This window comes from Streptomyces sp. NPDC017095, from assembly GCF_044332325.1.
Lineage (GTDB): Bacteria > Actinomycetota > Actinomycetes > Streptomycetales > Streptomycetaceae > Streptomyces.
The window spans coordinates 168960-192313 of record NZ_JBIROU010000002.1; the positions used below are offsets into that span (position 1 = coordinate 168960).

Consider the following 23354-nt stretch of genomic DNA (forward strand, 5'->3'; position numbering starts at 1 on the left):
ACCGTGCGACTACTTCTCTACGTACCGCAGGGAGCGCAGCCCGCGCTCCAGGTGCCAGTGCAGGTAGGCGGACACCAGCCCGCTGCCCTCGCGGACGTGGCGCGCCTCGCACGCGTCCGCCGTCTCCCAGTCTCCCGTAAGCAGCGCCCCGAGCAGCACCAGGGTCTGCGGGGAGGGCACGACGCTGCCGGGCACCCGGCAGTCGGCGCACACGGAGCCGCCGGAGGCGACCGAGAAGAACCGGTTCGGGCCGGGCATCCCGCACCTCGCGCAGTCGCCGAAGGTGGGCGCGTAACCGTTCACGGCGAGGGAGCGCAGCAGGAAGGCGTCGAGGACGAGGTGCGGCGCGTGCTCGCCCCGGGCGAGGGTGCGCAGCGCGCCGACCAGCAGCAGGTACTGCTGTACGGCCGGCTCGCCCTCGTGGTCGGTGAACCGCTCGGCGGTCTCCAGCATGGCCGTCCCGGCGGTGTAGCGGGCGTAGTCCGTGACGATCCCGCCGCCGTAGGGAGCGATGGTCTCGCTCTGCGTGCACAGCGGCAGCCCGCGCCCGACCAGCTCGCTGCCGCGCGCGAAGAACTGCACGTCCACGTGGGAGAACGGCTCCAGCCGGGCCCCGAACTTCGACTTGGTGCGGCGCACGCCCCGCGCCACCGCCCGCACCCGCCCGTGCCCGCGGGTGAGCAGGGTGATGATCCGGTCCGCCTCGCCCAGCTTCTGGGTGCGCAGCACGATGCCGTCGTCGCGGAACAGACTCATGGGGCCATTGTCCCGTACCCGCGCGGCCCCGGGCGCCGGATCCGGCCTCCGGCGGTGTGACCTGGGACGGCTGATCCATTCGTGTGCGCCGCCTTGACCGCCTCCACGGCCGCTCCTATGGTCGCGCTACCGGCCGGACGTAGGACGTAGGACGTCGTATCCCACCCCTCCCCACACCGGCCCGCTGGAGGACCCGTGCGCGACGACGTGATCCCCGACGTACCGGCACCGCGCCGCCGGTCGTTCCTCGCGGGTGCCGGGGCGCTGGGCGCGGGCGCGCTGCTGGCCGGCTGTTCCGCCGGACCGGAGTCGACCAACGACACCGGCGGGGGCGGCGGCGCGGACCGGACGCTGACCGCCGTCATCGGGTACGGCAACGACGGGAGCTGGGACCCGACGCAGACCGCGTCGGCGTTCGCGATGGCCGCCAACCACCACATCTACGAGGGGCTGCTGGACACCGACCCGATCACCCGGGTGCCGTATCCCGCGCTCGCCACCGAGGTGCCGGCGGATCCGCGCGCCACCACCTGGCGGTTCACGCTCCGCCCCGGCGCCGTCTTCCACGACGGCAGGCCCGTCACCGCCGACGACGTGGTGTTCGTCTTCGACCGCATCCTGGACCCGAAGACGCAGACCCTCGCCCAGGGCTTCTTCGCCTCCTGGCTGGAATCCGTCCGCGCGGCCGGCCCCCGGACCGTCGAACTGCGGCTGAGGTTCCCGTTCCCGGACGGACTCTCCCGGCTCACCCTGGCCAAGATCATGCCCGCGCACGTCTACTCCCGGCCGGGCGCCTGGGACGACGCGGTCCGGGGACTGGCCGTGGGCTCCGGGCCGTACCGGCAGAGCGCGCACCACCCGAAGTCGAACACCGTCTTCGAGGCGTTCGCCGCCTACAACGGGCCCCGCAGGCCCGCCTTCAAGCGCATGAACTGGCTGACGATCGTGGACGCCGCGTCCCGCGTCGCGCGGATCTCCGGGACCGGCGCCGGGGCGCAGATCGCCGACAACATCCCCTACGCCAACATCCCGCGCCTGGAGCAGGGCGGGATGAAGGTGGCCGGCGGGGCCGGGATGAACAACCTCTTCCTGATGTTCGACACCCGGCACAAGCCCTTCGACGACGTCCGGGTGCGGCAGGCCCTGCACTACGCCATCGACAGCGAGAAGATGGTGCGGGTCGCGCTGAAGGGCCACGGCAGGCCCGCGTCCTCGTTCCTCGACACGCACAACCCCGGCTACCGGCGGGCCCGGACCGTCTACGGCCACGACCCGGCGAAGGCCAGGGCGCTGCTGCGGGCCGCCGGGGTGAGCGGCCTGAACGTGACCCTCATGGCCGTGAACGTGAGCTGGGTCGTGGACTGCCTGCCGACCGTCAAGTCCTCCTGGGACGCGATCGGCGTACGGACCACCCTGGCGCCGCAGGAGACCACGGCCGTCTTCACCAAGCTGGACCAGCGGCAGGACTACCAGGTGGTGGCCGCCGCCTCCAACCCCAACCAGTTCGGCCTCGACGCCGACCTGATCATGCGCTACAACCACGGCCCCGGGAACCTGTGGATGCGCTACACGCGGTGGGCCGACGACCCGGCCGCGCGGCGGCTCTTCACGGCCATGGACCGGGCCACCCGGGAGCCGGACCCGGCGCGGAAGAAGGCGATGGTCCAGGACTACATCGACCTCGTCGCCGAACAGGCCGTGCTCTACCCGGTCGTCCACAACGAGCTGATGACCGCCTGGAACCCGCGCGAGCTGACCGGCATAAGGGCCCAGCCCTACCCGGGCGTCAACCTCCTCCAGGCCACGTGGGCCTGACGGCATGACGGCCGTCGTACGGATCCTGCTGCGCCGGATCGCCCTGCTCGTGCCGCTGCTCCTCGGCATCGTGCTGTTCGTGTTCCTGGTGATGCGGTTCTCCCGCGTCGACCCGGCGTCCGCGTTCTTCCAGGGCGCCAACCCGACCCCCGGGCAGCTCCACGACTTCCGCGCGCGCAACGGGCTGCTGGACCCGCTGCCCGTGCGCTACGTCCACTTCGTCGGCGACCTGCTCCACGGCGACCTCGGCACCAGCGCCCTGACCCGTGCCCCGGTGGCCGGACAGGTCACCACCGCGCTGCCGCTCACCCTCCAGCTGACCTTCCTCGGCCTCGCCCTCGCGGTGGTGCTGGCGCTGGCCGGCGGGGTGACGGCGGCGGTGTACCGGGACCGGCTGCCGGACCAGGTCATCCGGGTGGTGTCGCTGGTCGGGGTGGCCGCGCCCGGGTTCTGGCTGGCGCTGCTGATGATCCAGTACCTGGCCGTGGACCGGGGCTGGTTCCCGACCGGCGGCTACGTCAACCCGGCCGACTCGGTCACCGGCTGGCTGCGCACCATGGCCCTGCCCGCCGCCGCCCTGTCCCTGCCGGTCGCCGCCCAGCTCACCCGGATCGTGCGCACCTCGGTGGTGGAGGAACTGGACAAGGACTACGTCCGCACGGCCATCGGGAGCGGGCTGCCGCCCCGGGTCGTCGTCGGCCGGAACGTGCTGCGCAACGCCCTGGTCAACCCGCTGACCGTGCTCGGGCTGCGGGTCGGCTATCTGCTCGGCGGCGCCGTCGTCATCGAGACGATCTTCGCGCTGCCCGGCATGGGCAAGCTGATGATCGACGCCGTGCAGAACGGCGACCCGGCGGTGGTCCAGGGCGTCGTGCTGACCACCGCGACCGGGTTCGTCGTCGTCAACCTCGTCATCGACATCCTGTACCTGCTGGTCAACCCACGACTGAGGGCGGGCTGATGGTCACACGCGCGCGCCTCGCCGAACGGCTGTCGCGGCCCAGGGTCCGGCCGCGCGGCCGGCTGCCGCTGCCGTCCAGGGCCGCCGTCTGCTTCCTGGCCGTGGTCGTCCTGGTCGCCGTCCTCGCCCCGCTGCTGGCCCCGGACGACCCGCTGGACCAGCAGGACCCGGCCGGCGGGACCGGGGCGCCGTCCGCCGCGCACTGGATGGGCCAGGACAGCCTCGGCCGGGACATCCTGAGCCGGCTGCTGTACGGCGCCCGCTGGTCGCTCGCCATCGGGCTGGGCGCGACCGCGCTCGCGCTCGTCGCCGGGGCCCTGCTCGGGGCCGTCGCCGCGACCTCCCGCAAGGCCGTCGACGAGACGCTGATGCGCTGCCTGGACGTGGTGATGGCGTTCCCGGGCATCGCGCTCGCGGCCGTGCTGGTGGCCGTGTTCGGCGGCGGCATCACTGTGCTGATCTGTGCGATCGCCTTCCTGTTCACGCCCCCGGTGGCCCGGGTGGTGCGGGCGAACGTGCTGGAGCAGTACGGCGAGGACTACGTCACCGCGGAGCGCGTGATCGGCGCCCGCACCCCGCACATCGTGCTGCGGCACGTGGCCGTCAACTGCGCCGCGCCCGTCCTGGTGTTCTGCACGGTCCAGGTCGCCGAGGCGATCGTCTTCGAGGCGTCGCTGTCCTTCATCGGCGCGGGCGTGCGGCCGCCGGACCCGTCCTGGGGCAGCGTCATCGCCGACGGCCGGAACATGGTGCTGACCGGCGGCTGGTGGGCGACCGTCTTCCCCGGGCTGCTGATCCTGTGCACCGTGCTGGCGCTGAACATCCTCTCCGAGGGCGTGTCGGACGCGTGGGCCGCGCCCGCGCCGCGGGAGGTGCCGGCGGCGCGGGAGGCACCGGGGACGCCCGGACCCGGCACCGGCGGGGTACTGCGGCTGCCCGGCCTCGCCGAGGCCGCCCGGCGGCTGCGCGCCCGGGCCCGGCCGCAACCCGACCGGAGCGGGCAGCCGGTGCTCGCCGTGGAGGACCTCGCCATCGGCTTCCCGGACCGGCACCGGGGCGTGGACATCGTGGCCGGCGTCGGCTTCGAGGTGTACCCCGGGGAAGTGCTCGGCCTGGTCGGCGAGTCGGGCTGCGGCAAGTCGCTGACCGCGCTCACGGTCATGGGCCTGGCCCCGAGGGGCGCCCGGATCAGCGGGCGGGTGCGGTTCCGGCAGCGGGACCTGCTCACCGAGCCGGCCCGGGTCCGGCGGCGGCTGCTCGGCCACGAGATGGCCATGGTCTACCAGGACGCCCTGTCCTCGCTGAACCCCGCCATGACCATCCGCGCCCAGCTGCGGCAGCTCGTCCGGCGCGGCGGCCGCCGCAGCCCCGGGGAGCTGCTGTCGCTGGTCGGGCTCGAACCGGAGCGCACCCTGCGCAGCTACCCGCACGAGCTGTCCGGCGGGCAGCGCCAGCGGGTCCTCATCGCGATGGCCCTCTCCCGCGAGCCGAGGCTGATCATCGCCGACGAGCCGACCACCGCCCTGGACGTCACCGTGCAGGCCCAGATCATGGAGCTGCTGCTCGGGCTGCGCGCCGAACTGGGCTTCGCGCTGGTCCTCGTCTCGCACGACCTGGCGCTGGTCGCCGACGTCACCGACCGGGTGGCGGTGATGTACGGCGGGCGGATCGTGGAGAGCGGGGTGACCGCCGACCTGGTGGCCGCGCCGGCCCACCACTACACGCGCGGGCTGCTGGGCAGCGTGCTCTCCCTGGAGTCGGCGGCGGAGCGGCTGACGCAGATCCAGGGCGTCGTACCGGCCCCGGCCGGCTTCCCGGCGGGCTGCCGGTTCGCCGACCGCTGCCCGCTGGCCACCGAGGTGTGCCACCGGACCGTGCCGGTGCTCACGGGCACGCCCGCGCACACGGCCGCCTGCCACCACCCGGCGGTGGAGCCGACGTCCGCCGAGAGCGAGGAGGCCCTGCAGTGACCGCTGTCGTGGAGGTGCGGGACGCGCACGTCGTCCACCGGGCGCGCGGCGGCGGCCTGTTCCGGCGGGACCGGGTGTACGCCCTGACCGGCGCCGGCCTCACGGTGGCGGCCGGCGAGACGGTCGGCGTGGTCGGCGAGTCGGGGTGCGGGAAGTCGACGCTGGCCAAGGTGCTGGTGGGCGTGGAGCGGCCGGTGTCCGGGACGGTGGCGTTCGGCGGCCGGGACCTGTGGACGATGCCGGCCGCCGAACGCCGGTCCGTGGTGGGCGCGGGCACCGGCATGATCTTCCAGGACCCGTCGACCGCGCTGAACCGCCGGCTGACGGTCCGCCGCATCCTGCGCGACCCGCTGGACGTCCACCGCCGCGGCACCCGGGCCGGGCGGGAGGAGCGGGTACGGGAGCTGATGGCCCTGGTGGGTCTGGACCGGGCGCTCGCCGACGCGCTGCCCGGACAGCTCTCCGGCGGACAGCGGCAGCGGGTCGCCATCGCCCGCGCGCTCGCCCTGGACCCGGCCCTGGTCGTCGCCGACGAGCCGACCAGCGCCCTGGACGTCTCGGTCCGCGCGCAGATCCTCAACCTGCTGCTGGACCTGAAGGAACGCCTGGGGCTGGCCCTGGTGTTCGTCTCGCACGACATCCAGACGGTACGGCGGATGAGCGACCGGGTGATCACCATGTACCTGGGCCGGATCGTGGAGGAGGCCCCGGCCGGCCGGGTCACCGACGCCGCCCGGCACCCGTACACCCGCGCCCTGTTCTCTGCCACGCCCGGACTGCTGGACCCGGTCGAGCCGATCCCGCTGACCGGTCCGGTGCCCTCGGCGACCCGCCCGCCGAGCGGCTGCCCGTTCCGCACCCGCTGCTGGAAGGCCGACGAGGTGTGCGCCCGGGTGATGCCGGACTTCTCGGCCGCGTCACACCCCGGACACCGCTACCGGTGTCACCATCCTGTGGAGGAGGACACGCCGACCCGAGACCTAGCGCGCCAGGAGCCCTGAATGACCTCTGCCACCCCGCTCACCGGTGTCGTCCCGCCCGTCTGCACGCCCCTGACACCGGAAGGCGAGGTGGACGTGGCCTCGCTGCTGCGGCTGGCCGGCTTCCTGGTGGAGGCCGGGGTGCACGGGCTGTTCCTGCTCGGCTCGACCTCGGAGGCGGCCTTCCTGACGGACGCCCAGCGCCGGCAGGTGGTGGCGGCCGTCACCGCGCACGTGGGCGGTCAGCTGCCCGTCCTCGCGGGCGCCATCGACATGACCACCCCGCGCGTCCTGGAGCACGTCTCGGCGGTCACGGCGGCGGGCGCGGGGGCCGTCGTCGTCACCGCGCCGTTCTACGCCCGTACCCACCCGGCGGAGATCGAGCGCCACTACCGCCGGATCGCCGCCGCCAGCCCGGTCCCGGTGCTCGCCTACGACATCCCGGTCGCGGTGCACACCAAGCTGCCGGCGGACCTGGTGCTGGGGCTCGCCGGGGACGGCGTGCTGGCCGGGGTGAAGGACTCCAGCGGCGACCTGGCGGCCTTCCGGGAGATCGTCACGGGTGCCCGCGCCCGGCCCGGGTTCAGCGTGCTGACCGGCGGCGAGCTGATCACCGACGCGGCGCTGGCGCTGGGCGCGGACGGGGCGGTGCCGGGTCTGGCCAACGTCGACCCGCACGGGTACGTGCGCCTGTACCGGCAGTGCCGGGCGGGCGACTGGGCGGGCGCGCGGGCCGAACAGGAGCGGCTGTGCGCCCTGTTCGGGATGACCGGTGCGGGCGATCCGGCGCGGATGGGCGGCAGCTCGGCGGCGCTGGGCGCGTTCAAGGCGGCGCTGCACCTGCGCGGTGTCATCGACTGCCCGGTGACCGCCGAGCCGCAGGTCCCGCTGTCCGGCGAGGAGGTCGAGCGGGTGGGCAGGTTCCTGGAGGCGGCCGGACTGCTCGCTCTCGACGGGTCCCGGCGCTGACGGTCACGGCCGAGCCTGTGGCGGTGCCGGTCTCGCGCGCTCGTCCGGCCGGGGACCGCCGAGTGCCTCCGGCCCTGACGGCGGTCGTGTCCGCCGGGAGCCGCCTCGCGACGGCTTCGGGCTTCGGGCTTCGGGCGAGGAGGGCCGTCACCGCCGGGCGCGGTCGGCCCGCAGCGCGCGGTGGACCGCCCAGGCGTCCGCCACCGGGCCGAGGTGGCCCAGCTTGTCGGGGTTGACCACGAGCCGGATCGTCTGGACGCGCCCGTCGAGCACGTCGAGGGCCAGGGCGTTCAGCACCCTGCCCTCGTGGTCCCGGAAGACCGCGCCCGGCCCGGCGTTGACCTCGCAGGGCTCGCACACCACCCCGGCCCGGGCCAGCGCCGGGAAGACGGAGCCGAGCAGCCGGGCCACGTTCCCGGCGCCCTGGACCGCCCGGGCCAGCCGGGGCGCCTTGCCGCCGCCGTCGCCGGTCATCGACACGTCGGCGGCCAGCAGGTCCCGCAGCCCGCCGACATCGCCCTCGCGCAGGGCGTCGAAGAACCGGGACGCCAGCCGCTCCCGCTCGGTGCGGTCCGCCGCGAAACGGGGCCGGTCCTCGGCCATGTGGCGCCGCGCCCGCACCACGAGCTGACGGCAGGCCGCCTCCGAACGGTCCACCGCCGAGGCGATCTCCGGGAAGCCGAAGTCGAACACCTCCCGCAGCACGAACACCGCCCGCTCCAGCGGGCTGAGCCGTTCGAGCAGCAGCAGGGCCGCCATCGACACCGAGTCGGCCAGCTCCGCCGACCGCTCCGGGTCCTCGTAGGGGTCGGCGAGCAGCGGCTCGGGGAACCAGGGCCCGGCGTACGCCTCCCGGCGGACCCGGGCCGAGCGCAGGACGTCGATGGAGAGCCGGGTCACCGTGGCCGACAGGAACGCCCTGGCCGACCTTGGCCGGACCGGCGAGGCGGAGAACCGCAGCCAGGTCTCCTGGACGGCGTCCTCGGCCTCGGCGACGCTGCCGAGGATCCGGTAGGCGATCGAGAACAGCAGGGGCCGCAGCTCCTCGAATTCCCCGGTCCTGTCCACCGGGACATCATCCCCCCTCCCGCACACCTCCTCGGCGCCGGCCCGGGCATCCGCACGACCGGACGGGACGGCCGCCGCTCCGGTGCTGCTCAGATGGCCGGGAGGCGGCGGAACTCCAGGGACTCGTACGGGCCGTGGACGCCGGTCTCGTAGAGCACGCCCACCCGGCCGCGGGCGAGCTGGACGAGGTCGGAGTAGGCGGCCGGGCGGTCGCTGAGGGTGCGGACCCGGGTGAAGGTGCGGCCGGCGTCCGTGCTGGCCCACAGTGCGAGGGCGCGGCGGGCGGACGGCACGGAGGGCCCGGAGAACAGCAGGGGCGCGTCCCGGCCGCGCGGTTGCAGGACGCTGCCCTGGACCACGGGGACGGCGTCCAGGGCGGGCTGGGCGGCGAAGGGCCGGTCCAGGGTGCGGCCGCCGTCACCGGAGTAGGTGTCGAGCCGGTTGCCGGGCGCGGTGCCGTTCTGGTCGCGGGCGGAGAGGTAGAGGCGGCCGTCGGGGAGCTGGGCGGCGCTGGTCTCGTTGGCGTTGGCCACCCCGTCGTACCCGTCGTCCACGAAGCCCAGGTGCCAGGTCAGGCCGAGGTCGTCGCTGTAGAGGGCGTGGGCGCCGTAGTACCTGGCCTCCTGCCCGGTGTCGGGCGAGCCGGCGGGCGGGGCCGCGGAGTGGTCGGCGGGGACCAGCAGCCGGCCCCGGTGCGGGCCCCGGGTGAGCGCGACGGCGTGGCCGGGACCGGTGGCGTACCAGCGCCAGCCCGGCCGGGTCACCCGGGCCGTGATGTCCCGGGGGGCGCTGAAGTGCCGGCCGTCGTCCCAGCTGTGCTGCACGTACACCCGGCGGCCCCGCCCCGGCGCCACCTCGCCGCGCATGATCTGCGCCTCCGTCACGTCTCCGGCGTTGCCGCAGGTCACCAAGGTCACGGCGCCGGTGCGCGGGTCGGCCACGGGTGCCGGGTTGCCGCGGGTGTCGCCGCGTCCGGCGCTGACCACGGTGAGCGGGCCCCAGGTGCAGCCGCCGTCGGTGGAGCGGCGCAGGACGACGTCGATGGCGCCGCTGTCCCCGGCCCCGCCGCGCCGGCCCTCGGCGAAGGCCAGGACGGCACCGCGGGCGGTTCTCACCACGGCCGGGATGCGGTAGACGGCGTAGCCGCCCTGTCCGGAGACGTACGGCACCGAGGAACCGCAGTCGGCGGGCGCCGCGTGCGCGGGCTGCCGGACGGCGGTGAGGGAGCCGAGGAGTGCCAGGCTGGTCAGGAGGGAGCGGCTGCGCGGGGTCACGCCCTGATGCTCCCCACCCCGAGGGGGCCGCTCTTACTCCGTCCGGGTGATCAGGACGGCGTCCGGGCCGCGGCCAGCAGCCGCGTGACGTCGTCGGCGCAGAGGGTGAGGGCCGCGCCGACGGTGGCGAGGGCGTCGCGTTCGGCGGGCGTGTAGGGGCCGTCGGCGAGAGCGATGCGGGCGCCCTGGAGCAGCAGGGACTCGCGGCCGGCCCGGGCCAGGTGCGGGGCGAGCGGGTCCAGGGCCTCGTGCAGCTCTATGGTCAGCCCGGCACCGCAGGGCTGCTCGAAGTACCGGCCGGTGTCGGCGGCGAGGGCCTCGACCAGCGCGGCGAGCTGCTCCTCGGTGCAGTCGGCGAAGCCGGCCGCGCGGACCGTGCCGGCGGCCGTCTCCAGCACCGTACGGGAGCCGGTGCCGCCCGCGGCGAGCACGGCGAGGGCGACGGTGTGCACGGCGTCGCGGAGCATCGCGGAGAAGCGGCGGGTGGTGGGGTGGTCCAGGACGTCGGTGGCGAAGTGCTGTCCGCAGGCGGCGCACTCCACGACCGGTCCGGTGGCGCCGCGCGGCAGCAGGGGCACGCCGAGCAGGGTGAGCCGGCGGCGGCCGGTGAGCCGCTGGTAGTTGCGGTCGCCGCCGCAGCCGGGGCAGAAGAACTCGCCGTCGCCGACGGGTGTCCACGCGGTGCGGGTGCCCAGGAAGCGCGCAGCCCTGGTGGCACGGTCGTCTCGTCCCCGTACTGGCAGCACGTCGCACCTCCGTAACCGCGCGGCAGCATCGCCGCGCTGGCGTGATGTTAGCCACATCACCGAGCCGGAGTCAGTACCCCGGAGGAGACCTTTCCGTGACCTGAGGGGCGCGATGGCCGGTATACGACGCCGCCCTGACCGCCGTATGCGGCGGTCAGGGCGGCGAAAGTGCTGGTCGGGCGGGGTCAGCGGGCGGCGCGGTTGACGGCGGAGACGACCGCCTTCAGCGACGCACGCGTCGTGTTCGCGTCGATGCCGATCCCCCACAGGACCTTGCCGTCGATCGCGCATTCGATGTAGGAGGCGGCCTGCGCGGAGGCGCCCTCGCTCATCGTGTGCTCCTGGTAGTCCAGCAGGCGTACGTCGATGCCCAGGCCCTGGAGGGCGTCGAAGAAGGCCGAGATCGGACCGTTGCCGGAACCGGTCAGGACGGTGTCCTCGCCGTCGACGGTGGCCTCCACGGTCAGGGTGTCGACGCCGTCGGTGTCCGTGGTCGACTGGCCGGTCTTGACCTGGACACGGCCCCAGGGGTTGGCCGGGTTCGGCAGGTACTCGTCCTGGAAGACCGCCCAGATCTCCTTCGGCGTGATCTCGCCGCCCTCGGCGTCGGTCTTCGCCTGGATGATCCGGGAGAACTCGATCTGCATCCGGCGCGGCAGGTCCAGCTTGTGGTCGTTCTTCAGGACGTACGACACACCGCCCTTGCCGGACTGGGAGTTGACGCGGATGACGGCCTCGTAGGAGCGGCCGACGTCCTTGGGGTCGATCGGCAGGTACGGCACCGCCCACTCGATGTCGTCGACCGTGACGCCCCTGGCCTCCGCGTCGGCCTCCATGGCGTCGAAGCCCTTCTTGATGGCGTCCTGGTGGGAGCCGGAGAAGGACGTGTAGACCAGATCGCCCACGTACGGGTGGCGCGGGTGGACCTCCATCTGGTTGCAGTACTCCCACGTGCGACGGATCTCGTCGATGTCGGAGAAGTCGATCTGCGGGTCGACGCCCTGCGAGAACAGGTTCATGCCCAGGGTGACCAGGTCGACGTTGCCGGTGCGCTCGCCCTGGCCGAACAGGCAGCCCTCGACGCGGTCGGCGCCGGCCATCAGCGCCAGCTCGGCCGCCGCCACGGCCGTACCGCGGTCGTTGTGCGGGTGGACGGACAGGCAGACGTGTTCGCGGCGGGAGAGGTTGCGGTGCATCCACTCGAAGCGGTCCGCGTGCGTGGACGGCGTGGAACGCTCCACGGTGGCGGGCAGGTTGAGGATGATCTCGCGGCCCGGACCGGGCTGCCAGACGTCCATGACCGCCTCGCAGACCTCCAGGGCGAAGTCCAGCTCGGTGTCGGTGAAGATCTCCGGGCTGTACTGGTAGCCGAACTCGGTCTCGGGGCCCAGCAGTTTCTCGGCGTACTCCACCACCAGGCGGGTGCCGTCGACGGCGATCTGCCGGATGTCGTCCCGGGAGCCGCGGAAGACGACCCGGCGGAAGACCGGCGCGGTGGCGTTGTACAGGTGGACGGTGGCGCGCCGGGCGCCCTTCAGCGACTCCACCGTGCGCTCGATCAGGTCCTCGCGGGCCTGGGTCAGCACGGAGATCGTGACGTCGTCCGGGATCGCGCCCTCTTCCTCGATGATCGAGCGCACGAAGTCGAAGTCGGTCTGGCCGGAGGCGGGGAAGCCGACCTCGATCTCCTTGTAGCCCATCTTCACGAGCTGGTCGAACATCCGGCGCTTGCGCTCGGGCGACATCGGGTCGATCAGCGACTGGTTGCCGTCGCGCAGATCGGTGGAGAGCCAGCGGGGCGCGGCGGTGATCCGCCGGTCCGGCCAGGTGCGGTCCGGGATGTCGACCTGCTCGTAGCGGCCGTACTTGTGGATCGGCATGGGGCTGGGCTGCTGGCGGTTGGCCATGATGGCGTGGGCTCCTCTGGATGTCTCCGAGTGGGCGGCCGACGACGCAACGCCAAGCTCCGCGGGGAGGGAGTCGGCCTCGACTACAGGCCCTCGCCGCGGCAGCTAAGAAGAAGCAGCCAGAAACGCATGATGCTCCGCAGCCTAGCCGAGCCGTTCCGGGTGCGCGGGCCTGTCCCAGTATGCGGGACCGTGTGACACATCGGGACAAAAAGTGTGCGGGCCCACATCTCCCTAGCACATCGTGACCCAGCGTTGCGACCCCTGTCCGGGTATTTCACCAATCATGGTGGCAGGTAGTGACACTCGCATCACGCAGTGCAATGGTTCCTATATGACCGCCAACGGGGGCTTCCAGCCCGTCTTCTGCACGATCGTGCCGCCCCACGTCCTCGACAGACTCGCCCGCAACGACGACCCCGCGCTCTCCCACCCGGCCCGCCGCTCCCTGGAGCACGACTCCTACCAGCGCACCAAGCGCCGGCTGACCACGGTGATCGGCGCGGCCCCCGCCGCGGCGCCCGCCGGCGCCCCCGCCGACAAGCCGCACCGCACGATCTACGACGCCGGGCACACCGAGGACCTGCCCGGCACCAAGGTCCGCGAGGAGGGCTCCGAGCCCGGCTCCGACGCCACCGTCAACCGCGCCTACGCGGGCCTCGGCGCCACCTTCGAGCTGTATCTGAAGGTGTACGGCCGGCACTCCATCGACGACCACGGGCTGCCGCTGGACGCCACCGTGCACTTCGGCGAGAACTATGACAACGCCTTCTGGAACGGCGAGCAGATGGTCTTCGGCGACGGGGACAACGAGATCTTCCTCGACTTCACCCTCCCGGTCGACGTCATCGGCCACGAACTGACCCACGGCGTCACCCAGCACACCGCGAACCTGGAGTACTACGGCCAGTCCGGCGCGCTGAACGAGTCGGTGTCCGACGTCTTCGGCTCGCTGATCAAGCAGTACACCCTCGGCCAGACCGCCGCCGAGGCCGACTGGCTGATCGGCGCCGGCCTGCTGGCCCCGCGTGTCACCGGCGTGGCCCTGCGCTCGATGAAGGCCCCGGGCACGGCGTACGACGACGACGTCCTCGGCAAGGACCCGCAGCCGGCGAAGATGGAGGACTACGTCCACACCGGCCGCGACAACGGCGGCGTGCACATCAACTCCGGCATCCCGAACCACGCCTTCTACCTGGCCGCCACGGCCCTCGGCGGCCACTCCTGGGAGAAGGCCGGGCAGATCTGGTACGACGTGCTCACCGGCGGCGCCCTCAAGGAGGACGCCTCGTTCACCGACTTCGCCTCGCTGACGGTGAAGGCGGCGCGCGAGCGGTACGGCGCCGGGGGCGAACTCCAGGCCGTGCAGAAGGCGTGGGAAGAGGTGGGGGTGCGGACGCTGTGAATCCGTACTAGACACGGACCCATGCGAATTCGAGTACGGCGCACGGGCGGTTTCGCGGGCATCGAGCGCCGGGCCGAGGTGGACACCTCGGACCGGCCCGACGCCCCGGAGTGGCAGGCACTCGCCGAACGCGTCCTCGCCACCGGCCGGGGCACCCCGCCGGCGGGCGTCCCGGACGGCTTCGGCTACGAGATCACGGTGGACGGCCGCACGGTGTACACGGCCGATCCCCGGCTCACCGACGACGAGCGGGAGCTGGTGTCGAGAGTGCTGAAGGAAGGCGCGTAACGACCGCTCCCGGCAAGGGCGTTGACTTCCCTTGCCCGGGGTGCGGATGATCCGGCCATGGCGACTGACGCGGGCACCGCGCTGCCCCGGTTCCCGGCCGGCTTCCTGTGGGGTGTGTCGACCTCGGCGCACCAGATCGAGGGGGCGGCCGGGGAGCGGGAGCCGTCCGTCTGGGACGTGTTCACGGCCCGGCCGGGACGGGTGAGGGACGGCTCGACGGCGGCGGTGGCCTGCGACCACTACCACCGCTACGCCGAGGACGTGGCCCTCCTCGCCGGCCTCGGCGTGGACGCGTACCGCTTCTCCGTCTCCTGGCCCCGGGTGAACTCGCCCGGCGGGCTGGACTTCTACGACCGCCTGGTGGACGCGTTGTGCGCGGCGGGCGTACGGCCCGTGCCCACGCTCTTCCACTGGGACCTGCCTGCCTCGCTGGACTGGCTGGACCGGGACACGGCGGCCCGGTTCGCCGACCACGTGACGGTCGTCGCCGAACGGCTCGGCGACCGGGTGGGCACCTGGATCACCCTGAACGAACCCGCCGAACACACGTTGCTGGGCCACGCGGTCGGCGTGCACGCGCCCGGCCGCCGGCTGCTCTTCGACGCGCTGCCGGCCGCCCACCACCAGCTCCTCGCGCACGGCCTCGCGGTCCGGGCGCTGCGCGCGGCCGGCGCCGCGGACATCGGCATCGCCAACTCCCACGGGCCGGTCCGGGCCGCGTCCGGGGACCCGGCCGACGTGGCGGCGGCGGACCTGTACGACACCCTGCTCAACCGGCTGTTCGCCGAGCCGGTCCTGCTCGGCGCCTACCCGGACGGCCTGGCCGAACTGATGCCCCCGGGCGCGGCCGGGGACCTGCGGACCATCGCCGAGCCCGTCGACTGGTACGGCGTCAACTACTACGCGCCGTCCCGGGTGGGCGCTCCCGGCCCGGCCGGCGGCGAGTACGGCGGCCTGGCACTTCCGGAGGGGCTCCCCTTCTCCCTGCGCGGGTTCGAGGACTGCCCGGTGACCGACTCCGGCTGGCCGGTGGTCCCCGAGGGGCTGACCGACCTGCTCACCGGCTTCCGCGACCGCTACGGCGACCGGCTGCCGCCTGTCGTCATCACCGAGAACGGCTGCGCGTACGAGGGCGTCGACGACCCGGAGCGGATCGCCTACCTGGACGCCCACCTCCGCGCCCTGCACACCGCCCTGACGGCGGGCGTGGACGTCCGCGGCTACTTCGTGTGGTCCCTGCTGGACAACTTCGAATGGGCCGAGGGCTACACCCGCCGCTTCGGCCTGGTGCACGTCGACTACGCGACGCTGCGCCGCACGCCGAAGTCCTCGTACCACTGGTTCCGGGACGTGCTGCGGGCCCAGCGCGCGTAAGGCCTCAGAACCCCAGCTTGCGGAGCTGCTTGGGGTCGCGCTGCCAGTCCTTGGCCACCTTCACGTGCAGGTCGAGGAAGACGGGCGTGCCCAGCAGGGCCTCGATCTGCTTGCGGGACTTGATGCCGACCTCCTTCAGGCGCTTGCCCTTGGGGCCGATGATGATGCCCTTCTGGCTGGGGCGCTCGATGTAGACGTTGGCGTGGATGTCCAGCAGCGGCCGGTCGGCGGGGCGGTCCTCGCGGGGCAGCATCTCCTCCACGACCACCGCGATGGAGTGCGGCAGTTCGTCCCGGACACCCTCCAGCGCGGCCTCGCGGATCAGCTCGGCCACCATGACCTGCTCGGGCTCGTCGGTCAGGTCGCCCTCGGGGTAGAGGGCGGGGCCCTCGGGCAGGAGGGGGATCAGCAGGTCGGCGAGGAGGTCGACCTGCCGGTCGCCGACCGCCGAGACCGGCACGATCTCCGCCCACTCGAAGCCCAGCTCCTTGCCGAGCTGGTCGACGGCGATCAGCTGCTCGGCCAGCGCCTTGCCGTCCACCAGGTCGGTCTTGGTGACGATCGCGACCTTCGGTGTCTTCTTGATGCCGGCCAGTTCCTTGGCGATGAACCGGTCGCCCGGGCCCAGCTTCTGGTCGGCGGGCAGGCAGAACCCGATCACGTCGACCTCGGCCCAGGTGGTGCGGACCACGTCGTTGAGCCGCTCGCCGAGCAGCGTGCGCGGCTTGTGCAGACCCGGGGTGTCGACCAGGATCAGCTGCGCGTCCGGCCGGTGCACGATGCCCCGGACCGTGTGCCGGGTGGTCTGCGGGCGGTTGGAGGTGATCGCCACCTTCTGCCCGACCAGAGCGTTCGTGAGGGTGGACTTGCCCGCGTTGGGGCGGCCCACGAAGCAGGCGAAGCCGGCGCGGTGGACGGTCTCGGCCGGCTGCTCGGAAGTCTGGGTACGAACGCTCATGCCGCCCATTCTCCCTGATCCACGGAGCGGCGCCGTACCACCGCGGCCGTACCGCCGCCGCCGGACGGCCCCGGCGGCGGGCTCGCGGGAACCGGCGCGCGACGAAACGTCACGGAAACACACCCGTACGCGACCGGAAACGCACACCGGTGACCCTCTGACGCAGCCCCCACAGCGTTGGAGACGCCCGTGACCCTCGCCGCCGCACCGGTGAACCCCGGCGACACCGCCTGGCTGCTCGCCGCGACCGCCCTCGTCCTGCTGATGACCCCGGGCCTGGCCCTGTTCTACGGCGGCATGGTCCGCACGAAGAGCGTCCTCAACATGCTGATGATGAGCTTCGTGTCGATCGCCCTGGTGACGGTGGTCTGGCTGGCGGCCGGCTACTCCCTCGCCTTCGGCGACGACCTCGGCGGCGGGCTGCTCGGCAGTCCGGCGCACGCCGGGATGCGCGGCCTCGGCCCGGACAGCGTCCACGGCACGGTCCCCACCCTGCTCTTCGCGACCTTCCAGCTCACCTTCGCGATCATCACGGCCGCGCTGATCAGCGGCGCGGTCGCGGACCGGACGAGGTTCCCGGTGTGGCTGGTCTTCGTCCCGGTGTGGACCCTGCTCGTATACGTTCCCGTCACCCACTGGGTGTGGGGGCCGGGCGGCTGGATCGCGGACCGGCTGGGCGCGTTGGACTTCGCCGGCGGTCTGCCCGTCGAGATCACCTCCGGTGCCTCCGGGCTCGCCCTGTGCCTGGTCCTCGGGCCCCGGCTGGGGTTCCGGCGCGATTCCATGCGGCCGCACAACCTGCCCATGGTCGTCCTCGGCGCCGGACTGCTGTGGTTCGGCTGGTTCGGCTTCAACGCCGGCTCCGCGCTCGGCGCGAACGGCCTCGCCGCCGCCGCGTTCCTCAACACGCTGACCGCCGGCTGCACCGGCCTGCTCGGCTGGCTCTTCGTGGAGCAGCGGCGCGACGGCCACCCGACCACGCTGGGCGCCGCCTCGGGCGCGGTGGCCGGTCTGGTCGCCGTCACCCCGTCCTGCGGCACGGTCTCGCTGCTCGGCGCCCTCGTCGTGGGCCTGACCGCCGGTGTCGTGTGCAGTTACGCGGTGGGCTGGAAGTTCAAGCTGGGCTACGACGACTCGCTGGACGTCGTCGGCGTGCACCTGGTCGGCGGGATCATCGGCACCCTGCTGATCGGACTGTTCGCCGAGAAGGCGATGACCGGCGGCACGGAGGGCCTGTTCTACGGCGGCGGGCTCGCCCCGCTCGGCAGGCAGCTGCTCGCCGTGGCGGCCGTGGCGGTGTACGCCTTCTCGGTGACGTACGGCCTGGGCCGGCTGCTGGACAAGGCGCTGGGCTTCCGGGCGAGCGAGGAGCAGGAGTACACCGGTCTGGACCTTACGGTGCACGCGGAGACGGCATACGATCACGGCGTCCTGGGCCACGGCGCCCCGGTCGGCCCGTCCGTCCCCGCCTCCGCCCCGCAGGCTCCCACCCGGAAGGTCGACACCCCGGCATGAAGCTCATCACCGCGATCGTCAAGCCGTACCGTCTGGACGAGGTCAAGACCGCCCTGCAGGAGCTGGGCGTGCACGGTCTGACCGTGTCCGAGGCGAGCGGCTACGGCCGGCAGCGCGGCCACACCGAGGTGTACCGGGGGGCGGAGTACCGGGTCGACCTGGTGCCGAAGGTGCGCATCGAGGTCGTGGTGGAGGACGCCGTGGCGGAGGACGTGATCGACGCGGTGGTCCGGGCCGCGCAGACGGGCAAGATCGGGGACGGCAAGGTGTGGGCCGTGCCGGTGGAGACGGTGGTCCGGGTGCGCACCGGAGAGCGCGGGCCCGACGCCCTCTGAGCCCGCGCCCGGTGCCGGTGTCAGCCGGCGGAGACGGTGCGCCGCACGGTGCCGTCGGGCGCGGCGAGCAGGACCGGCGTCCCGGAGCCGCCGAGGTCGGCGACGGCGGCCAGGTCGTCCGCCGCGGCCGTGTCCGCCTCGCTCACCACGGCCGCCGCCTCCAGGGACCGCGCTCCCGAGGCCACGGCCATCGCGACGGCCGTGCGCAGCGCGCTCAGCTTCAGCGACGCGAGGTCCACCGACCCGGCGACGTACGTGCGCCCGGTGTCGTCCCGTACGGCCGCGCCCTCCGGCACTCCGTTGCGGGCCCGGGCGGAGCGGGCCAGGGTGACGATCTTGCGGTCCTCGGGGTCGAGCGCGCTGCTGTCGGTCATGCCCCGAGCATACGAACCCGTCCGGCGCCCGCGAAGCCCCGGTGCCCCGCGCCGCCGCGGGACGCCGTCAGGGCCGGTCGAGCCGGAGCCGCTCGGCCCGCGGCAGGCCGGCGACGACCAGGTCGTAGGAGTCCTCGATCAGCTCCCGCAGCAGCCGGTCCGGCAGCTCTCCGCCGGCCGCCACGGTGTTCCAGTGGCGCTTGTTCATGTGCCAGCCGGGGACGATCAGCCCGGGGTGCCCGGCGCGCAGCCGGACCGCGTCCTCCGGGTCGCACTTGAGGTTGACGGTCAGGGGCCGCGCGCCCAGGTTCGTCAGCGCGAACATCTTGCCCAGCACCTTGAAGACCGAGGTCTCGGGGTTGAACGGGAAGTCCTCCACCGCCGCGTTGCACGACAGACAGAAGGCGCGCAGCTCCTCGGGCGTCACCCGGGTCCCTCCTCTTCGGCGGCGGAGCCGGGGACCGGCTCCACCAGGACCGTGACGATCTTGTTGCGGCGGCCGGCCGCGGCCTCCGCCGTCAGCCGCAGGACGCGTCCGTCGGGCAGGTCCACCTCGGCGCGGGCACCGGCGATGGGCACCCGGCCGAGCGCCTTGGCGAGCAGTCCGCCGACGGTCTCCACGTCCTCGTCGTCGTACTCCTCCAGCCCGTACAGCTCGCCGAGGTCGGTGATGTCCAGCCGGGCGGTGACCCGGAACCGGTCCTCGCCCAGCTCCTCCACCGGCGGCAGCTCCCGGTCGTACTCGTCGGTGATCTCGCCGACGATCTCCTCCAGGATGTCCTCGATGGTGACGATGCCGGCGGTGCCGCCGTACTCGTCGATGACGACGGCGACGTGGTTGCGTTCCTTCTGCATCTCGCGCAGCAGGTCGCCGGCGTTCTTGGTGTCGGGCACGAACACGGCCGGGCGCATCACCGTGGACACCAGATCGCCCTCGGCCTCCCGGCTGATGTGCGTCCTGCGGACCAGGTCCTTCAGGTACACGATCCCGACGATGTCGTCCTCGCTCTCGCCGGTGACCGGTATGCGCGAGAAACCCGACCGCAGGGCCAGGGTGAGCGCCTGCCGGATGGTCTTGAAGCGCTCGATGGTGACCAGGTCGGTGCGCGGCACCATCACCTCGCGCACCAGGGTGTCGCCCAGTTCGAACACCGAGTGCACCATGCGGCGCTCGTCGTCCTCGATCAGCGACTCCTTCTCGGCCAGGTCGACCAGCGCGCGCAGCTCCGCCTCGGAGGCGAAGGGGCCGCGCCTGAAGCCCTTGCCGGGGGTGAGCGCGTTGCCGATGAGAATCAGCAGGGAGGGCACGGGTCCCATGATCCGGGCCAGCGGCAGCAGCACGTACGCCGCCGCGGTGGCCGTGTTGAGCGGGTGCTGGCGGCCGATGGTGCGCGGGGAGACGCCGACGGCGACGTACGACACGAGCACCATCACGCCGATGGCGACCAGCAGGGCCTGCCAGGTGGCGGCGAACTCCCGCAGGCAGGCGTAGGTCACCAGGGCGGCGGCGGCCATCTCGCAGGCCACGCGGACCAGCAGGGCCATGTTCAGGTAGCGGGTGGGGTCGGCGGCGATCTGGGCCAGCTTGGCGCTGCCCCGCCGGCCGGCCTTCACGGCCTCCTCGGCGCGGAAGCTGGAGACACGGGCGAGGCCCGCCTCCGCGCAGGCGGCGAGCCAGGCCACGACGACCAGCGCGATCGCGCCGACCACGAGCTGAGCGGACATCCGGGCCGCTTACGAGACGGTCGGCGCCGGGGACGGGCCGGTCAGGCCGCGCTCGGCCCGCCAGCCGTCCACGATGGCGGCCTGGAGCCCGAACATCTCCGCCTTCTCGTCGGGCTCCTCGTGGTCGTACCCCAGCAGGTGCAGCACGCCGTGGACGGTGAGGAGCTGGAGCTCCTCGTCCATGGAGTGCCCGGTGGGCGCCTCGGCGCCCTGCCGGGCGGCGACCTCCGGGCACAGCACGATGTCGCCGAGCAGCCCCTGCGGCGGCTCGTCGTCGTCCTTGGACGGGGGCCGCAGCTCGTCCATCGGGAACGACATGACATCCGTGGGGCCCGGCAGGTCCATCCACTGGATGTGCAGCTGTTCCATGGCGTCGGCGTCCACGACGATCACCGACAGTTCGGAGAGCGGGTGGATGCGCATCCGCGCGAGCGCGTAGCGGGCGATGTCCCAGATCGCCTGCTCGTCCACCGCGGTGCCGGACTCGTTGTTGACGTCGATCGACATGGTCGTGCTGGTCTACTTCCCCTTGGTGCCCTTGGCTCCGGTCCTGCCACGGCCGTCCTTGTGGGCGCCGTTCTCCGTGCCGTGGTCGCTGTCGTACTTCTCGTACGCGTCGACGATACGGCCCACCAGCTTGTGCCGTACGACATCGTGGGACGTCAGGCGGGAGAAGTGGACGTCCTCGACGCCCTCGAGGATGTCCTGGACCTGCCGGAGGCCGCTCTTCTGGCCGTTGGGCAGGTCGACCTGGGTGACGTCACCCGTGATCACGATCTTCGACTCGAAGCCGAGGCGGGTGAGGAACATCTTCATCTGCTCGGGGCTCGTGTTCTGGGCCTCGTCCAGGATGATGAAGGCGTCGTTCAGGGTGCGGCCGCGCATGTAGGCGAGCGGCGCGACCTCGATCGTCCCGGCGGCCATCAGCCGCGGGATGGAGTCCGGGTCGAGCATGTCGTGCAGCGCGTCGTACAGCGGGCGCAGATACGGGTCGATCTTCTCGTAGAGCGTGCCGGGCAGGAAGCCGAGCCGCTCGCCCGCCTCCACCGCCGGCCGGGTCAGGATGATCCGGTTGACCTGCTTGGACTGCAGGGCCTGGACGGCCTTGGCCATGGCCAGGTAGGTCTTGCCGGTGCCGGCGGGACCGATGCCGAAGACGATCGTGTGCTGGTCGATCGCGTCGACGTACCGCTTCTGGTTGAGGGTCTTGGGGCGGATCGTGCGGCCCCGCGAGGACAGGATGTTCTGCGTGAGCACCTGCGCCGGGGTCTCGGCGCCGTCGCTCGTCCCGTTCTCGCTCGCCTTGAGCATGGCGATCGAGCGTTCCACTGCGTCCTCCGTCATCGGCTGCCCGGTGCGGAGCACCAGCATCATCTCGTCGAACACGCGCGCGATCAGGGCGACGTCGACCGGGTCGCCCACCGCGCTGATCTCATTGCCCCGGACGTGGATGTCGGCCGCCGGGAAGGCCCTCTCGATCACGCGCAGGAGGGAGTCGCCGGAACCCAGCACGGTCACCATGGGGTGCTGGGCGGGGACGGTGAACTGCGCTTTCGCCTGCTCCTGGGCGGGCGTGCGAGCTGTGGGTGTCTGTGTCATGGGCCGGCGCTGAAGGCCTGCGCTTCCTCCTCGTCACGGCCGCGTAGCTGAGGGCGGCCTCGCACTGTCCAGAGTACGACGGGGCGACGACAAGCCAGTAGGACTTTTCCCCCGTCCGCCCCGCCCAAGCTCAGCCGGTCCGCCGGAACCCGAGGGTCGGCACCGCCCGGCGCAGCGGCCAGGGCCGGTCCAGCTCCCTCGGGACGAGCCGGTCCAGGAACGCGTAGCGGCGCAGCGCCATCGGGTCCTGGCCGGGCAGGGACTGCACCTTGCGCCACCACGCCCCGATCTCCGACCAGCCCGGCGCGGACAGCGAGCCGCCGAACTCCTGCACCGACAGCGCGGCCGTGAGCCCGGCGAAGGCCAGCCGGTCGGCCAGCGGCCAGCCCGCCAGGGAGCCGGTCACGAACCCGGCGACGAACACGTCCCCGGCCCCGGTCGGGTCCAGCGCCTCCACGGCGATCGCGGGGACCTCGGCGGCCTCGCCGGTGCGCCGGTCCACGGCGTAGGCGCCCTCGTCCCCGAGGGTCACCACGGCCACCGGGACGTACCCGGTCAGGGCGTGCGCGGCGGCCCGCGGGCAGTCGGTGCCGGTGTACCGCTTCGCCTCCTCGGCGTTGGGCAGGAACGCCTCGCAGTACTCCAGGTCGGGCAGCGCGGACAGGTCCCAGGCGCCCGTCTCGTCCCAGCCGACGTCGGCGAAGATCCGGGTGCCCGCGCGGGCGGCCTCGGCGATCCAGGGCGCGCCGCGGCCGGGGGTGAGCGAGGCGACGGCGGCCCGGGCGCGGGGCGGCCGGGCGGGGGCTCCGCCCTGGCCGAAAACGGCGTCCGGCGGCGGCTCGTGGCCGTGCGAGACCATGGTCCGCTCGCCCTCGTAGGCCATGGAGACGGTCACCGGGGAGTGCCAGCCGGGCACGGTCCGGGAGGCCGACAGGTCGATGCCCTCGCCCTGCGCCAGGGCGTCCCAGCAGTACTCGCCGTAGTGGTCGTCGCCGAACGCGGCGGCCAGCGCGGTGCGCAGGCCGAGCCGGGCCAGGGCGGCGGCCATGTTGGCGACGCCGCCCGGGCTGGAGCCCATGCCCCGGGCCCAGGACTCGGTGCCGCGCACGGGCGCCGAGGCCAGGCCGGTGAAGATGATGTCGAGGAAGACCGTCCCGGTGAGGTACACGTCCCAGGGCGGGTCGCCCGGGGCGCGCAGCGCGGCGAGCGGGTCGACCTGGACCTGGCTGCGCGCTGCCTGTGTGAGGTGTTCCGGTTCCTCTCCGGTGAGGGTGTGCGACGGCGTCACGGTGCGCTCCCTGGCGTGGTGCGGTTCCGGCCAGTGTGCACCAGGCC

22 protein-coding genes are annotated in these 23354 nt (G+C 73.1%); 10 read left to right on the forward strand and 12 right to left on the reverse strand.

Annotated features, from left to right (window positions below):
- Window positions 1-9: 9 nt before the first annotated feature.
- Entirely contained in the window at window positions 10-756 is a 747-nt protein-coding gene (gene recO / locus ACH4OA_RS03770; RefSeq protein ID WP_365879955.1) for a DNA repair protein RecO, read from the reverse strand.
- 195 nt (window positions 757-951) lie between these two features.
- Between recO and ACH4OA_RS03775 the strand changes: the two genes are divergently transcribed.
- From ACH4OA_RS03775 to ACH4OA_RS03795, 5 genes are read left to right on the forward strand one after another with little or no spacing between them, the layout of a single operon-like run.
- Entirely contained in the window at window positions 952-2571 is a 1620-nt protein-coding gene (locus ACH4OA_RS03775; protein WP_397967485.1) for an ABC transporter substrate-binding protein, read from the forward strand.
- Window positions 2572-2575: 4 nt separating this feature from the next.
- A complete protein-coding gene (locus ACH4OA_RS03780; protein WP_365879959.1) occupies window positions 2576-3532 on the forward strand; it encodes an ABC transporter permease in 957 nt (318 codons plus the stop codon).
- Window positions 3532-5502, forward strand: a complete 1971-nt coding sequence (locus ACH4OA_RS03785) for a dipeptide/oligopeptide/nickel ABC transporter permease/ATP-binding protein (RefSeq protein WP_397967487.1) — start codon at window positions 3532-3534, stop codon at window positions 5500-5502. Before ACH4OA_RS03780 ends, ACH4OA_RS03785 begins: the two co-directional genes overlap by 1 nt.
- Complete coding sequence (locus ACH4OA_RS03790; RefSeq protein WP_397942900.1) at window positions 5499-6503, forward strand: oligopeptide/dipeptide ABC transporter ATP-binding protein; 1005 nt, start codon at window positions 5499-5501, stop codon at window positions 6501-6503. The genes ACH4OA_RS03785 and ACH4OA_RS03790 overlap by 4 nt, the downstream gene beginning before the upstream one ends.
- A complete protein-coding gene (locus ACH4OA_RS03795) occupies window positions 6504-7451 on the forward strand; it encodes a dihydrodipicolinate synthase family protein (RefSeq protein WP_397942898.1) in 948 nt (315 codons plus the stop codon).
- A 147-nt stretch (window positions 7452-7598) separates the two neighbouring features.
- Here the strand turns inward: ACH4OA_RS03795 and ACH4OA_RS03800 are convergent, their stop codons facing one another.
- The 4 genes from ACH4OA_RS03800 to leuA form a co-directional block, all read right to left on the reverse strand.
- Complete coding sequence (locus ACH4OA_RS03800; protein ID WP_397942896.1) at window positions 7599-8519, reverse strand: RNA polymerase sigma-70 factor; 921 nt, start codon at window positions 8517-8519, stop codon at window positions 7599-7601.
- A gap of 89 nt (window positions 8520-8608) precedes the next feature.
- Window positions 8609-9793, reverse strand: coding sequence for an exo-alpha-sialidase (locus tag ACH4OA_RS03805; protein ID WP_397947642.1), 1185 nt, complete (start codon window positions 9791-9793; stop codon window positions 8609-8611).
- 50 nt (window positions 9794-9843) lie between these two features.
- A complete protein-coding gene (locus tag ACH4OA_RS03810; protein ID WP_365879971.1) occupies window positions 9844-10539 on the reverse strand; it encodes a TerB family tellurite resistance protein in 696 nt (231 codons plus the stop codon).
- 185 nt (window positions 10540-10724) lie between these two features.
- Window positions 10725-12446: a 2-isopropylmalate synthase gene (leuA, locus tag ACH4OA_RS03815; protein ID WP_397942893.1), complete on the reverse strand. Its 1722-nt coding sequence runs from the start codon at window positions 12444-12446 to the stop codon at window positions 10725-10727.
- 334 nt (window positions 12447-12780) lie between these two features.
- Here leuA and ACH4OA_RS03820 point away from each other — a divergent pair, with 334 nt between their 5' ends.
- Genes ACH4OA_RS03820 through ACH4OA_RS03830 form a run of 3 tightly spaced genes read left to right on the forward strand, consistent with a single transcriptional unit; the run spans window position 12781 to window position 15513 of the window.
- The gene (locus ACH4OA_RS03820; RefSeq protein WP_397967489.1) at window positions 12781-13851 is read left to right on the forward strand and encodes a M4 family metallopeptidase; all 1071 of its coding nucleotides are present in this window, start codon (window positions 12781-12783) and stop codon (window positions 13849-13851) included.
- 21 nt (window positions 13852-13872) lie between these two features.
- Window positions 13873-14139: a protealysin inhibitor emfourin gene (locus ACH4OA_RS03825; RefSeq protein WP_365877272.1), complete on the forward strand. Its 267-nt coding sequence runs from the start codon at window positions 13873-13875 to the stop codon at window positions 14137-14139.
- Window positions 14140-14196: 57 nt separating this feature from the next.
- Window positions 14197-15513 (forward strand): GH1 family beta-glucosidase, encoded by a 1317-nt coding sequence (locus tag ACH4OA_RS03830; RefSeq protein ID WP_397967492.1) that lies wholly within the window; start codon window positions 14197-14199, stop codon window positions 15511-15513.
- Window positions 15514-15517: 4 nt separating this feature from the next.
- Here the strand turns inward: ACH4OA_RS03830 and era are convergent, their stop codons facing one another.
- Window positions 15518-16471, reverse strand: a complete 954-nt coding sequence (gene era / locus ACH4OA_RS03835) for a GTPase Era (RefSeq protein WP_365877276.1) — start codon at window positions 16469-16471, stop codon at window positions 15518-15520.
- Window positions 16472-16660: 189 nt separating this feature from the next.
- Here era and ACH4OA_RS03840 point away from each other — a divergent pair, with 189 nt between their 5' ends.
- On the forward strand, window positions 16661-17986 hold the full coding sequence (locus ACH4OA_RS03840; RefSeq protein WP_397967494.1) for an ammonium transporter: 1326 nt from the start codon (window positions 16661-16663) through the stop codon (window positions 17984-17986).
- On the forward strand, window positions 17983-18321 hold the full coding sequence (locus tag ACH4OA_RS03845) for a P-II family nitrogen regulator (protein WP_365877280.1): 339 nt from the start codon (window positions 17983-17985) through the stop codon (window positions 18319-18321). Before ACH4OA_RS03840 ends, ACH4OA_RS03845 begins: the two co-directional genes overlap by 4 nt.
- Before the next feature lie 20 nt (window positions 18322-18341).
- Here the strand turns inward: ACH4OA_RS03845 and ACH4OA_RS03850 are convergent, their stop codons facing one another.
- The 6 genes from ACH4OA_RS03850 to ACH4OA_RS03875 form a co-directional block, all read right to left on the reverse strand.
- Window positions 18342-18695: a cytidine deaminase gene (locus ACH4OA_RS03850; protein ID WP_397942886.1), complete on the reverse strand. Its 354-nt coding sequence runs from the start codon at window positions 18693-18695 to the stop codon at window positions 18342-18344.
- Between the two features lie 67 nt (window positions 18696-18762).
- A complete protein-coding gene (locus ACH4OA_RS03855) occupies window positions 18763-19122 on the reverse strand; it encodes an MmcQ/YjbR family DNA-binding protein (protein ID WP_365877284.1) in 360 nt (119 codons plus the stop codon).
- Complete coding sequence (locus tag ACH4OA_RS03860) at window positions 19119-20420, reverse strand: hemolysin family protein (protein ID WP_365877286.1); 1302 nt, start codon at window positions 20418-20420, stop codon at window positions 19119-19121. Before ACH4OA_RS03860 ends, ACH4OA_RS03855 begins: the two co-directional genes overlap by 4 nt.
- Before the next feature lie 9 nt (window positions 20421-20429).
- Complete coding sequence (gene ybeY / locus ACH4OA_RS03865; protein WP_397967496.1) at window positions 20430-20927, reverse strand: rRNA maturation RNase YbeY; 498 nt, start codon at window positions 20925-20927, stop codon at window positions 20430-20432.
- 12 nt (window positions 20928-20939) lie between these two features.
- Window positions 20940-22019, reverse strand: a complete 1080-nt coding sequence (locus ACH4OA_RS03870) for a PhoH family protein (protein ID WP_365877291.1) — start codon at window positions 22017-22019, stop codon at window positions 20940-20942.
- A gap of 130 nt (window positions 22020-22149) precedes the next feature.
- Complete coding sequence (locus ACH4OA_RS03875; protein WP_397942882.1) at window positions 22150-23307, reverse strand: carbohydrate kinase family protein; 1158 nt, start codon at window positions 23305-23307, stop codon at window positions 22150-22152.
- Window positions 23308-23354 lie beyond the last annotated feature (47 nt).